At 36.3% G+C, this 13,166-nt stretch carries 11 protein-coding genes; 9 read left to right on the top strand and 2 right to left on the bottom strand.

The annotated features are described in order from the left end of the window. Positions 1 to 167: 167 nt before the first annotated feature. The 9 genes from AN964_RS19655 to AN964_RS19615 all read left to right on the top strand — a co-directional run bounded on the left by AN964_RS19655 (position 168) and on the right by AN964_RS19615 (position 10,309). The gene (locus AN964_RS19655) at positions 168 to 1,241 is read left to right on the top strand and encodes an NAD(P)/FAD-dependent oxidoreductase (RefSeq protein WP_235950802.1); all 1,074 of its coding nucleotides are present in this window, start codon (positions 168 to 170) and stop codon (positions 1,239 to 1,241) included. A 224-nt stretch (positions 1,242 to 1,465) separates the two neighbouring features. Continuing rightward, on the top strand, positions 1,466 to 2,008 hold the full coding sequence (locus AN964_RS19650) for a bifunctional transcriptional activator/DNA repair enzyme AdaA (protein WP_055741878.1): 543 nt from the start codon (positions 1,466 to 1,468) through the stop codon (positions 2,006 to 2,008). Continuing rightward, complete coding sequence (locus tag AN964_RS19645) at positions 1,995 to 2,912, top strand: DNA-3-methyladenine glycosylase family protein (RefSeq protein ID WP_055741515.1); 918 nt, start codon at positions 1,995 to 1,997, stop codon at positions 2,910 to 2,912. Before AN964_RS19650 ends, AN964_RS19645 begins: the two co-directional genes overlap by 14 nt. Then, the gene (locus tag AN964_RS19640) at positions 2,896 to 3,378 is read left to right on the top strand and encodes a methylated-DNA--[protein]-cysteine S-methyltransferase (RefSeq protein ID WP_055741514.1); all 483 of its coding nucleotides are present in this window, start codon (positions 2,896 to 2,898) and stop codon (positions 3,376 to 3,378) included. The genes AN964_RS19645 and AN964_RS19640 overlap by 17 nt, the downstream gene beginning before the upstream one ends. A gap of 436 nt (positions 3,379 to 3,814) precedes the next feature. Further along, complete coding sequence (locus tag AN964_RS19635) at positions 3,815 to 4,849, top strand: SepM family pheromone-processing serine protease (protein ID WP_055741877.1); 1,035 nt, start codon at positions 3,815 to 3,817, stop codon at positions 4,847 to 4,849. Between the two features lie 117 nt (positions 4,850 to 4,966). Further along, positions 4,967 to 6,730: an ABC transporter ATP-binding protein gene (locus AN964_RS19630; RefSeq protein WP_055741513.1), complete on the top strand. Its 1,764-nt coding sequence runs from the start codon at positions 4,967 to 4,969 to the stop codon at positions 6,728 to 6,730. A 21-nt stretch (positions 6,731 to 6,751) separates the two neighbouring features. Beyond that, the gene (locus AN964_RS19625) at positions 6,752 to 7,426 is read left to right on the top strand and encodes a response regulator transcription factor (RefSeq protein ID WP_055741512.1); all 675 of its coding nucleotides are present in this window, start codon (positions 6,752 to 6,754) and stop codon (positions 7,424 to 7,426) included. Further along, entirely contained in the window at positions 7,423 to 8,478 is a 1,056-nt protein-coding gene (locus AN964_RS19620; RefSeq protein ID WP_055741511.1) for a sensor histidine kinase, read from the top strand. Before AN964_RS19625 ends, AN964_RS19620 begins: the two co-directional genes overlap by 4 nt. 160 nt (positions 8,479 to 8,638) lie before the next feature. After that, positions 8,639 to 10,309, top strand: a complete 1,671-nt coding sequence (locus AN964_RS19615; protein ID WP_083489484.1) for a methyl-accepting chemotaxis protein — start codon at positions 8,639 to 8,641, stop codon at positions 10,307 to 10,309. 59 nt (positions 10,310 to 10,368) lie between these two features. Here AN964_RS19615 and AN964_RS19610 read toward each other — a convergent pair whose 3' ends face one another. Both AN964_RS19610 and AN964_RS19605 read right to left on the bottom strand, forming a co-directional pair. Further along, positions 10,369 to 11,187, bottom strand: coding sequence for an HAD family hydrolase (locus AN964_RS19610; protein WP_055741509.1), 819 nt, complete (start codon positions 11,185 to 11,187; stop codon positions 10,369 to 10,371). 26 nt (positions 11,188 to 11,213) lie between these two features. Next, positions 11,214 to 12,728, bottom strand: coding sequence for a sensor domain-containing diguanylate cyclase (locus tag AN964_RS19605; protein WP_055741508.1), 1,515 nt, complete (start codon positions 12,726 to 12,728; stop codon positions 11,214 to 11,216). Positions 12,729 to 13,166 lie beyond the last annotated feature (438 nt).

The raw sequence follows: 13,166 nt of genomic DNA, 5'->3' as shown, positions 1-13,166 counted from the left end.
AGGGAAAACCGTTTCTATTGGCAATATCATTAGAAACGGTTTTTTTTTGCAACTATTTCCTATTATGAAAGTCGTCTTAGTGGTTATCATTTGGGCAGTCAACTAATACTCTTTAATAAAATATGATAAAAAATTAGCACAAAAATACCTTTCTGGAGGGAAATACAATGGAAAGCCTCAAGGTAATGGATATTATAACACCTACTAATAAGGGATATAATGTTAAAAAGGTAATAAGTAGAGGTGCTGCTATGGATCGTGATGAACGTTACAATAAATCTGACAATTTATTTTCTGATGAATTATTTGTTGCATCTAACAGAAAAAAAGAACCTGAAGTCCATGATTGCATCGTTGTTGGCGGCGGAATTGCGGGACTGCAAGCGGCTATTCAATTGGGAAGGTATTGTCACAATGTGCTTGTGATTGATTCCAATTACGGACGGTCCAATCTGTGCCATGCTTATCACAATATTTTAGGTTGGCCAGATGGTGTAAGCGGACGAATTCTTAGAGAAACAGGAAAATCACAGGCGGAACAGTTAGACGTTCAATTCATCGAAGAAGAAGTTGTAGAGATTGAAAAACAGGGCGGGCAATTTATTCTTTACTCTAAAGCTAGCAAACCCTTTTATGGAAAGAGAGTATTGATCGCAACAGGAGTAATGGACAGGCTGCCGCCATTTCCAAATTTGTATCCTTGTCTTGGAATCAGTGTCTATGTATGCCCGGATTGCGATGGTTATGAAGTGAAGAATAAGCGTGCACTTGTCCTGGGTTCGGGAAATGTAGGAGCAAACATGGCGCTAACGCTAACCTATTGGACAGACGAACTCATCTATATTAATCATGAAAAGAAAGCAATAGATGCAAATATATTGCAACAATTAAAGGATAAGAAAATTGAATTATATCAAGAAGAAATAAAAGAAATCATTGCAGATGGTTCCGCCATACAAGGAGTTCATTTAGAAAATGGTAAAAAAATAGCGGCAAATCGGGCGTTTGTTGCATTCGGAGGTAATGCAGTCCATTCTTCTATTGCAGAAAAATTAGGTGTGGAGCTTCACAAAAACAAGCATATTCTAGTTGACCCTAGAACGAAAATGACGAATATTGAACATGTATGGGCGGCTGGTGACGTGGTGGCGCACTCTGAGCAAGTAACGATTGCAATGGGGGAAGGCCTGCAAGCGGCGATTTGGATACATAAGAGTCTATTAAAGGATAAGGGAATTTAGAAGAGCTATAAGGCTCTTCTTTTTTTGACATAAATTCTTAGACCATAACAGCAAGAATGAGGACGAAATGAATGTAAATTCCTTGTTAAAATGGGGTACAACAAAAGTATGGGGCAATCCCTTATAACAATAGGATGAAGTATAATGGAAAAAGAACATTTGCCTTGAAATGAGGTCAGAAAGGAGTTTGGATAGTGGAAACCATCAATCTTTCTTTTGATGAAATGTGGGAAAAAATCATGGAATGTGATTATAAATACGATGGATTATTTTTTACCGCGGTTAAGACAACGAAAATATACTGCAGACCATCTTGTCGATCAAGAAAGCCGAAAAAAGTGAATGTGGAATTCTATCAAAACATCGAGGATGTTGAGAAAGCTGGGTTCCGGGCTTGCAAGCGATGCCAGCCAGAAGTGGAACATTCCCCGCATATCGGCCTTGTCAGAAATGTTATATCTTTCTTGATTAATCACTATAAGCAAAAAATCTTGCTGCAGGATATTGCAGACCATGTTGGGGTTAGCCCGTATTATCTTGAGCGTCTCTTTAAACAGGAAACATCAGAAACCCCACGAACGTATCTAGAAAAGATAAGAGTAGATAAAGCAGCACATTTACTAAAAAATACGAAGCTCACAAATCTTGAGATTTGTTATGAAGTTGGATTTCAAAGCCCATCTAATTTTTACAAGGTGTTCCGTAATGTAAAGCAATGTTCACCTAGTGAGTATCGAAATAGGGAGCTTCAATATGAGATGGGTTGATCAAGAAACTCACCTCGATATTTTCCCTCCTAAGGAATTTAACTATGAGGAGTGTCTAGTGTTTTTGGGGAGATCGGAACAAGAAGTGCTGCATCAAATACAGGGTCAGCATGTTTTTAAGCTACTCAAGATAGAGGAAGAACTGATTTTGTTTAAAATAGGTGGCAACTCGCGCTCACTCCGAATTGAATTTCCTAATGGAGTTCCTTCTAAAAATATCCGTGAACAAGTTGCCATATTCGTATGGGAATGGTTTGATTTAGATAAAGATCTAACGCACTTTTATAAAATGTCACAAACAGATAAAATTCTAGAGCCGATTGTTCAGAAGTATAGCGGTTTGCGTATTATGGGCATACCAGACTTATTTGAAGCATTAGTTTGGGCTATTATCGGACAGCAAATCAATCTAACCTTTGCCTATACATTAAAGAAACGATTTGTGGAGCAGTTTGGAGAAAGCATTATCTTTGAAGGGGAGACCTTCTGGGTCCATCCACCTTTTCAAAAAATTGCTTCTTTAGAAGTAGAGGATCTTAGAAAACTGCAGTTCACCATGAGAAAAGCAGAATATGTAATTGGTATTGCCGAAGCGATGGCCAGTGATGAATTGAGCAAGGAAGCATTGCTTAAGGAGCAGGATTTTCAAGAAATGCACAAATCTTTAACAGCGATTCGCGGAGTGGGTGCATGGACGGCAGATTATGTTATTATGAAATGTCTGCATCATCCAGCTGCCTTTCCAATCGCAGATGTTGGGCTTCATAATGCATTAAAACTTCAATTAGGATTAGATCGGAAACCATCCATTGAGGAAATCAAAGAATTGGCAGTAAACTGGGAAGGCTGGCAAGCGTATGCCACTTTCTATTTATGGAGGTCTTTATATGAACAAGCTATATAAATTGGAGTATCCTTCACCCCTTGGAGTCCTTGAAATAGCAGGAACGGAAGAAGCTATTTATTCGATTTTATTTCTGGAACAAGATAATGTTGTTCATAAACTTCAAGAAGACACACCAGAATTATTAAAGGAATGTTATACACAGCTTGATGAATATTTTAAAGGGACACGTCAGGAATTCAATATTCCATATATCTTTGAAGGAACGGATTTTCAAAAAACAGTTTGGAATGCTTTAACGCAAATCCCTTTTGCAAAAACAGGTTCTTATAAGGATATCGCTGTTTCAATAGGGAATGAAAAGGCAGTTCGAGCAGTAGGCAGTGCAAACGGAAAAAATAAGTTAAGTATTATTGTTCCTTGCCACCGGATTGTCGGGTCAAATGGTACTTTAACTGGCTATGCGGGCGGATTATGGCGTAAAGAGTGGCTTTTAAAGCATGAAAAAGCTTTAGAAAATAAATAGATGTAATGAAGAGGCCATTTTTTTGAGGAATGGTCTTTCGTTTTGTATAAGTCAAATTGCGAAACGGCTTGACTTCTGCGACCAACGGCCCGAAATCAACAAAAACGACCTGTTTTAGGTAAAAATACCTATATGAATGTAAATACCACTCTCCCCAAAGTGTCATATTTCTCTCATCATCCTTTAATCATCCTATGATAAAATTTTTAACAAGACTAAAAATAAAAGGAACTTCCGCATAATTGCACGAATGTATTAAACAGGTATCGTATACCCTTTTAAAAAGGCTATTTTAGCAGTGAATTTTGCTTTCCGTAATTGTTGTAAAACCTAAGCAGACTTGGTTTAGGGGCATATTTTCTTACTAATTAAAGCAACAAGTTTTAGAAAAGAGCCTTTGAAAGAGACAGAAATTTTAACTAGAAAGGAACGTACAATGAACAAATCCCTAAAAAGAAAATCAACACTTGCGTTTTTTATCATTATTATCGTACTTATTATTGGTTTATTTATTCCAACGCCATATTACTTAGAGCAACCTGGCTCTGTTGAGAAATTGTCTCCGCGGGTAACTGTTCAGGATGGGCATAAGGATGAGAAAGGAAATCTATATTTAACTACTGTTCTTTCCACAAAGGCAACAAATGTATATATCTATTTATATGGACTAATGGCTCCTCATACGCAAATGGAAAAAGCACAGGATGTAAAAGGCGATATGAGTGATGCCGAATATGATCGTTTATTAGAGCATATGATGAGTTCATCTCAACAAAATGCCATTACTTCAGGCCTAAAAGCAGCTGGCCAAAAGGTGAACGTTCAGAATAACGGGGTATTCGTATATGCGGTGCTTCCAGACTCGAAAGCAAAAGGAACTATAAAGGTCGGAGATATCATTCATTCAGTAGATGGGCACCCAGTCAAAAAATCCGTGGACTTCATTCATTATTTGTCTAACAAAAAAGCTGGAGATACAGTCCAACTGGGATGGACACATGACGGGAAGAATGAAACAACAACCATTCCACTAGTAACACTTGATAAGAAAACAAAGAGAGCTGGAATAGGGATTGTCCCAGAAGACGAATTTACCATTCAGCCATCGAAAAAAATCAATATTAATGCATCAGATATTGGCGGTCCATCTGCCGGTCTTATGTTTTCATTAGAGATTTATAACCAAATAGTTCCTGGGGACTTGACGAAAGGATATCAAATTGCGGGAACAGGAACGATAGATCAGAATGGAAATGTAGGGCAAATTGGAGGTATCCGCGATAAAATTGTCGCCGCACACAAAGCGGGTATTGATATCTTCTTCTGTCCGGCAGATATACAAAAAGGCGATACAAATGAGAAGGATATTAAGGATGAAGCGCATAAGCTGGGATATAAAATTAAGATTGTACCAGTAAAAACAATGAAGGATGCCATTCATTACTTAGAAAAATTACCTCCAAAAAAATAAGAGAAGCAAAAAGGGCCTCGGGGCCCTTTTTGATTTGTAAATTTATGTAGTTCATATTCAGTTCACATAAAAATCATATACTCAATATACAGAAAAAACGTAAAGGGTGTATTGATAATGAAAAAAGGTGAAAAGGAAAAGAGGGTCGATTGGAGACCATTTATACAACTTATTTCTCAGGCTAAACCATCAAAGATAGTTCTCTTCATTGCATTATTATTAAGTGTCAGCACAACGGTTGCAGGATTGGTTGTGCCGCTTTTTACAAAAAATTTGATCAATCATTTTTCCTTCCATTCAATGGGAACCGGAAAAATAGCTTTGCTTGTTGGAGCCATTATTGTTCAGGCTATAGCCGGCGGAGTTTCAGTCTACTTATTAAATCATGTTGGTCAAACCGTTGTTGCAGGAATAAGGGAAAGACTATGGAAAAAACTTCTCGTTCTTCCGGTTTCTTATTACGATGAGCACCAGTCAGGGGATACGGTAAGCAGAATGACCAATGATACTGCGGTTGTGAAAAGTTTGATTACAGACCATCTAACTGGTTTTTTGACTGGGATTATTTCTATTGTAGGTTCCATGATCGTGTTATTTCTTTTGGATTGGAGAATGACATTGCTTATTTTCATTGCTGTTCCTCTGGCGCTTGCAGTATTAATGCCTCTTGGAGGGAAAATGCATAAGATTTCTAAAGGAATGCAGGATGAAACGGCTCGTTTTACGTCCATATTAAATCAAGTTTTATCCGAGGTTCGACTTGTAAAAGCCTCAAATGCTGAAAATAAAGAATATAAAAGTGGAAAAAAGGGGATTGTCCAATTGCTTCAATTTGGACTTAAAGAAGCCAAAATCCAAGCATTGATTACACCGCTTGTTTCCTTAGTGGTTATGGTTTTACTTGTTGTCATACTTGGTTATGGGGGCATGAGAGTATCATCAGGTGCATTAACGGCAGGGGATTTGGTTGCCTTTATTATGTATCTTTTTCAAATTGTCATGCCAATGGGACAATTAACCATGTTCTTTACCCAATTTCAAAAAGCATTGGGGGCGACTGAACGGATTATCTCTATTTTAAACGAAGAAGAGGAAGAAGATGTATCCAGCCAAACAGTGCAAAATGTGGATCAATCAATTAAAGTAAACAATATACAGTTTTCTTATAAAGAAGGGGAAGAAGTTTTAAAAGATATAACGTTTGAAGTAGAGGCCGGGAAAGTCACAGCGATAGTAGGACCTAGCGGAAGCGGGAAAACAACGCTGTTTTCGTTATTAGAAAGATTTTATCGGCCACAAAAGGGGTCGATAACACTTGGAAACCAATCTATTAATGATTTTTCGCTGCAATCATGGCGGAGTCAAATCGGCTATGTTTCACAGGAAAGTTCACTTATTTCAGGAACAATTCGCGACAATATATGTTACGGATTAGGTAGAGAAGTCAGTGAGGAAGAATTAAAAAATGCTGCAAGAATGGCCTATGCAGATCAATTTATAGAAGAACTACCAGCCGGATTTGATACCGAGGTAGGAGAAAGAGGAATCAAGCTATCGGGAGGTCAGCGGCAAAGAATCGCGATTGCGAGAGCACTTCTCCGTAACCCCAATATACTAATGCTGGATGAGGCAACCTCAAGCTTGGATAGCAAATCAGAAATTGTGGTTCAAAAGGCTTTGCAAAATTTAATGAGCGGCAGAACTACGCTTATTATTGCGCATCGTCTTTCAACAGTAGTCGATGCAGATAAAATATTGTTTTTTGAAAAAGGTAGAATCACGGGCAGCGGTACTCATGATGAACTTTTCAGGACTCATAATATGTATCGTGAATTTGCCAAACAGCAATTGAGAATTCATGAACCCAGTGTAAATATCTAAAAGGGGAGGGATATAGATAAAATGGCGAAGATAATGGTAGTAGATGACGACTCACATATTCGTGAATTAGTAGCGTTATTTTTAAAAAAAGAAGGCTTGGAAATCTATGAAGCTTCGGATGGATTGGAAGCTCTCAAAATCCTAGAAACGGTGAAAATCGAATTAGTAGTTCTGGATATCATGATGCCCAATATGGATGGCTGGCAGGTATGTAGGGAGCTTCGAGAATTTTATGATATCCCTGTTCTGATGTTAACAGCAAAAGGTGAGACCACCCAAAAGGTGAAGGGCTTTGACCTTGGAGCGGATGATTATTTAGTGAAGCCGTTCGAGCCGATAGAGCTGGTAGCAAGGGTGAAAGCATTGCTTAAACGTTACCACATCTCATTATCGCAAACAATTGAAATAGGTAACTTGAAATTAAACCGAAAAACTTATGAAGCAATAGTTGACGAAAACAGCTTAACATTGCCGCTTAAGGAGTTTGATCTTCTTTTCAAATTAGCAAGCTACCCTGGTAAAACATTTTCCAGAGAACAGCTAATTGAAGAAATATGGGGATATGATTATGAAGGGGATGAACGTACGGTAGATGTTCATATTAAAAGATTACGCGAAAAGTTTCCAGAAAATCAAAATGGATTTAAAATCAAAACCATTCGCGGCCTTGGTTATCGCTTAGAGGTTCAATCATGAGACAACCGAGAGTGTGGGAAATTATATTATTTATTCTCGGTATGTTTGCAATGGTAATGGTCATGAATTCGGCTGCCTATTTCATCACTTTATATTTTTTTCGTATGCAGCATATTCGGCCATCCGGATATTTGTTCCAATTGGTAACCGATATAATAGGTATTGTACTGTTTACGATAACAGTGTATATCATTTCAAGAGCGACGAGAAAAAGACATCTTGTCTTATGGGAAGCAATTATTGATGCATTGAGAAAAATTGCAAGGGGAGAATTTAACATCCATTTAAATTTTGAAAAAGGAGATCATCAATTTTTAAGCCTCGTTGAAAATATAAATCATATGGCAAAGCAGCTCCAACAAATGGAAGAGATGCGTCAGGAATTTATTTCGAATGTCTCCCACGAGATCCAGTCACCGCTAACGTCCATTAGTGGCTTTGCCCGTGCTTTGCAGGAGGAAGATTTAACCCGGGCAGAACGACTTCATTATTTAGAGATTATCGAAGGGGAGAGTAATCGGCTTTCTAAAATAAGTGATAATTTATTGAAGTTAACCTCATTGGAATCGCAGAATCATCCCTTTGAACAGAGAAACTTTCGACTGGATAAACAAATTAGAAAGATAGTACTAGCCAGTGAACCGCAATGGACAGAAAAAGAATTGGAAATGGACGTCTCATTAGAGGAAGTTACTATCTTTGCGGATGAGGATCTGCTAAGCCAAGTATGGATTAACTTAATTCATAACAGTATCAAGTTTACACCTTCAAAGGGTAAGATTCGTATTCAGTTAACTAAAAAGCAGGACCATCTCTTTGTTCATATTTCAGATTCGGGTATTGGTATTTCTGCCGAAGACCAAATGCATATCTTTGAACGTTTTTATAAAGCGGATAAATCAAGAACAAGAACGGCGGGTGGCAGCGGGCTTGGACTTTCCATTGTCAAAAAAATAATTGAGCTCCATAAAGGGGAAATATCAGTTAAAAGCCAAGTTGGGAAAGGAACTACTTTTACCGTCACATTTCCTGTATTAAAAGATAAAACATAAGTGTCCGAGGTAATCGGGCATTTTTTATTGCACATAAATACAAAAACAAAATCTTAATCATTCATAAATATTTCCTTAATATTGATAGTTTTAAATAGATTGTAATAGTTCAAAAGACACATAATGAGATCGTGAATTTATGATGAGAGAGTGAATCGGGATGAGAAAACAAAGGGGTTTTGATTTGAAAAATATGAAACTGCGATCCATTTTAATTTTACCAATTATAGCAGTCATTATTTTGTCTTCCTCTGTTATTGCATTCGTAAGCTATGAAAAAAACAAACAATTAAAACAGCAAGCAATCGAGCGGCAATTGATTTCATCTGCAGAGGTCATGACGGAAAAAGTGACCATGTTAAAAGCAACGGTACCGAAGGGGGATTTTGATCGAAAGCTTGCTTATGCCTTAACATTAACACGAAATAATTATAAAGATAGCGATCTAACACCTATTCAATTTAAACTTACAAATACGGATGAGGTAGAAAATTTCAGTGGCTTTAAAAACGATATTCCCAAACTTCCTGAAATGGTTAAAAAGCAAATACATAAGCAAGGAAAAGGAATATATCATTATAAGGGTTTAACATTAGCTATTGCGAATCAAGTGGAATTAGATGATGCAATATATATCATTGCTTTAAAAGATAAAGAGTATTTACAGCCGGTTACTCAGTACAGGAATTTGTTATTCGTCATTACCTTTATTACCATTTTTCTTGCCAGTACTGTTGGATTTTTTACCATTCGAAATGTCACAAATCCCATCATTAAATTAAAAGAAACAATGGAGGATGTATCAAAAGGAAATTTGCATATTAGGTTGGAAAAAACACCTATAAGCAAAGAGCTACAAGCACTCACCTATGGTTTTAATCAAATGATTCATAGTGTGAATACATTAATTGCACATATTGAAGAGAGTGCTAAGCATATCACTCTTTCTTCTGAAAAATTAAGTGTCACATCCTTATCGACTAAAGATGCTTCCGAACAAATTACATTAGCCATTAGTCAGGTAGCTAGCGGTACTGATGTACAGGTGGAAGCTGCTTCTCAGGCATCTACGAACGTTTTAAGGATATCGGAAGGGATGGAGATGGTAGGGAGGTCCATTGAAAAAGTAGAAAAATCCTTGGATAGGGCTAGTGAAAAGGCAAAGACAGGAAATGAATGGATAGAGGAAACTGTTGCACAAATGGGGCTCGTACAGAAATCAATTGGTGAAACATCCGAAAGAATTGATGCATTAGATCAAATTTCTAAACATATCGACCAAATCGTAAATATGATTAGCGAGATTGCTCATCACACGAATTTACTATCCTTAAACGCTACTATTGAGGCTGCCCACGCTGGCGAACATGGGAAAGGATTTGCTGTTGTGGCGGGTGAGATTAGGAAATTGGCTGATCAGTCAGGAAATGCGGCAATGAGCATTAAAGAACATACCGACGAGATTCGAAAAGTAATCATTCAAGCAATTGATTCTATGACAAATGGAGGAATTGTATTAAAGGAAGGTATGTTAAAGGTTCAAGAAACGGAAAATGCTTTTGCGGAAATTGTACATGCAATTTCAGATGTATTTAATGAGTCTAAAGGGGTATCAGACATTGCAATAGACGTAAGAGAGCAGATGAAAACGATGATTGAAAACATGAATCAAATTTCAGATACCTCCGAACAATTTGCTGCAAGCATGCAACATATTAAGGCGGCCGCTGAGCATCAGAAAATTTCAATGGATGATGTGGCGATGGAAGCAGAAGCATTTCATAATCTAGCGATGGATTTGGTGAAGGTCATAAAAATGGTAAAGGTATAATATTAAGGAGCTTATTAGATTCAAAGCTCCTTTTCTACTCTATCAATGTGAAGACAATACTATACAAGACGTTTCAGAACACTTAACATTTCTGAAAGATTTCCTACAATAACATCTGCATCAGAAGGTTTGCTAATTTCATGAGGATCAATCAAAAGAGTTTTACAACCTAACTCTTGTGCTGGAAGTATTTCATTAATCGCATTATCCCCTATACATAAAATATTTTCGTAACCTAATTTATATTTTTCTTGTATTTGCTGGATATGCTGTTTGGTTTGAATAGGCTTTTGACCATTGAAAATTTTATCGGTGAAAAAATGGGAACAACCTAGTTTCGTTAGAATAACTTCGCTGTCCTTTTTGGGAGAATTGGTTAACAGCACCAGCTTTTTATTTAGAGATAATTCTTCCAGTGTCTCCTTAAAACCATTTAATTCATCCAATTTATATTCTGGAGTCATCATGTATTCACGTGTTTCGAGAAAAGATTGCTCTGCCATTTCATTAGATAATCCATAATGTCTCGCAACCGCAGCAGGCACCCACCAAAGATCTCCGATATGAAGGAGAGAATGGAAATCATCTTGAAGGGAATGGTTGTTTTGGTTAGCTAGCTTCGTGCCGTCCCATTGGTATGTTTCTATTATTTTTCCATCACGGTGCTTTAAAATCACATCATTCACAACATCATAAGCCATTCCCATTTTCAAAGGATGTTCTCCATTTAATATTGCTTTATAATCGGCTGTAAATGCTTCTTGTTTATATGATGGCAATTTCTCGCAAAGTTTTGTTGCGTAAAAATCAAAATGATGAGTATCCTCATAGAGTGTACCATCGAGGTCAAAAATAAGTACTTCTATATCCTTATACAATACAAAAATCCCTTTCTATTTAACTATTATTTAAAATCTGGTACAAGGGACCCGTCCCCCAAGCCTTTCATGATAGCCTTTTCTTTATACATTTCCTTATCAGCATAATTGATTATTTCCTGGAGGGAAATGCTTTGGGCAGAGTTGTAATAGAACAATCCATGGCTGACAGAAATACTATATGGCTTTATTTTCTTAGAGTTTTCCTCTTCTAATAATGCTACTATTTCACTCCAAATTCTTTCTGCATGATTCGTGTGTTTATCTAAAAAGGCGATAATAAATTCGTCACCGCCATATCGAAAAATAATGTCTTGGTTATCTAATCTGGACTTAATTACATGGCACACTGTTTTAACAAGATAGTCTCCTTCTGGATGTCCATAGTGGTCATTAACCTGTTTTAAGTTATTAATATCGATAAATAATAATACGAATGGAATGGTCGATGTTTCTGTGATTTCCTGTAAAATTTCCATGCCTTTTCTTCTATTTAAAACGCCCGTTAACATATCGGTCGTTGCATACATTTCAAGCTCCGCTTCAATTTTTTTAAGATCCGTTATATCGGTTGTCCCTGTAAGGACGCATTTTTGATCCATATAATCTATCAATTTATAATTAACCAGGACCCACTTTTTCGAACCATCAGATGTTTTTTGTTCCAATACATAGTTATCTAAATGTCCGTGCGTTCTTAATTCCTCCATAATGGAAGTCCTTTCTTCCTTATTTGTATAAAAATGATTTACGTCCAATGAGGCCACATTCTCTGTTGTAACATGATAAAATTCAAGTGCTTTATTATTAGCCAGTAATATTTTTCCGTTATCTAAACTAGTCAGAATAAGAGGATATGGATTGACATTAAAGAGATGAAGCAGATTTTGCTCACTATTTTTTATTATTAGCTGATTTCGAAAGTCTCTTTTTCGAAAAGAATATAAAACGAAACAAATGATAAAGGAAATAACTGCTGTCCCTGTAGAGTTAATCTGATTAGAAATGAAATCATACTTATTACCATCGCTAAAATAATATAGTCCGACAAGAAAAATAATGTGGGTAAAGAAAAGAATAAAAAAGAAATGCCTTGGGCGCACAGGGAAAAGAGAAACTACACCAATTAGAATGACGATGTATGCATAAATATTACCGTTTAACTGTTGGCTATTTATGGATGCCAATGCACCACCCATAACATAGGTGAAAATATAAAAGTTAATGGTAACCGTTGGCCATACGGTATGATAAATGGTGTCATGTTTAAACAACTTATGTATAAATAAAAAGGCGATAGAGGCAGTGAAACCAAGTAAATGGATGCACGTTAAAATGAGTCGATAGCTGTTTTCCGGTATGCCTTTATATAAATAAAAATCTGCATAAAAACAATAAATATAGAGGAAAAGTAAAATGATAGAAGCATACCTTATTCTAGTCAGTAAAAGAATGTTATTGGACGTGGTGAATTCAATATTATTATTATTAACATGTATATTTAATATCTCTCGAAAATTACTCCACAAAAATTTCCCCAACTACGTTCCATCCCTTATCTTTTTATCAAATGTAGTTCATGTTGTCCCAAGCATAGTATATGTAACTGTTTTTGGAAAAGCAATTTATTTAATAGTGAGTAAACCATGGAGTTTTTTTCATTTTACAATATTTCTGAAATAGGAAAATGAAAAATTTTTAAGTCCATGAATATTGCAAGAAGCCACGCTTTGAGGCATTAATCTGGGAAGAGGGGCCTTTCCTCTCTACCCACTAATGTACATTTTGTGACAAAAGTTTAATTTTAAAAAATATATCTTAATTTATTCTTAAAATGAATGAACTTTTTTAATGATTTTTTCATCCTTTTTTCATGAAACTATTTTATGATGAATTACGTCTAAAAGATGTTGTAAAAAAACTGTAATACAAAATTACAGTTACTTACAAATTTATTTGACACTTATCTGGATATCATA

The sequence above is a fragment of the Heyndrickxia shackletonii genome, assembly GCF_001420715.1.
In the GTDB taxonomy this organism is placed as follows: domain Bacteria; phylum Bacillota; class Bacilli; order Bacillales; family Bacillaceae_C; genus Margalitia; species Margalitia shackletonii.
The sequence above is the reverse complement of the archived record's forward strand: the minus strand, read 5'-3'. Positions and strand labels throughout refer to the sequence as shown.

Bases quoted from the DNA above. Each gene is read 5' to 3' on its own strand.
- AN964_RS19655 (WP_235950802.1), top strand. From the start codon at position 168: ATGGAAAGCCTCAAGGTAATGGATATTATAACACCTACTAATAAGGGA.
- AN964_RS19650 (WP_055741878.1), top strand. From the start codon at position 1,466: ATGTGGGAAAAAATCATGGAATGTGATTATAAATACGATGGATTATTT.
- AN964_RS19645 (WP_055741515.1), top strand. From the start codon at position 1,995: ATGAGATGGGTTGATCAAGAAACTCACCTCGATATTTTCCCTCCTAAG.
- AN964_RS19640 (WP_055741514.1), top strand. From the start codon at position 2,896: ATGAACAAGCTATATAAATTGGAGTATCCTTCACCCCTTGGAGTCCTT.
- AN964_RS19635 (WP_055741877.1), top strand. From the start codon at position 3,815: ATGAACAAATCCCTAAAAAGAAAATCAACACTTGCGTTTTTTATCATT.
- AN964_RS19630 (WP_055741513.1), top strand. From the start codon at position 4,967: ATGAAAAAAGGTGAAAAGGAAAAGAGGGTCGATTGGAGACCATTTATA.
- AN964_RS19625 (WP_055741512.1), top strand. From the start codon at position 6,752: ATGGCGAAGATAATGGTAGTAGATGACGACTCACATATTCGTGAATTA.
- AN964_RS19620 (WP_055741511.1), top strand. From the start codon at position 7,423: ATGAGACAACCGAGAGTGTGGGAAATTATATTATTTATTCTCGGTATG.
- AN964_RS19615 (WP_083489484.1), top strand. From the start codon at position 8,639: ATGAGAAAACAAAGGGGTTTTGATTTGAAAAATATGAAACTGCGATCC.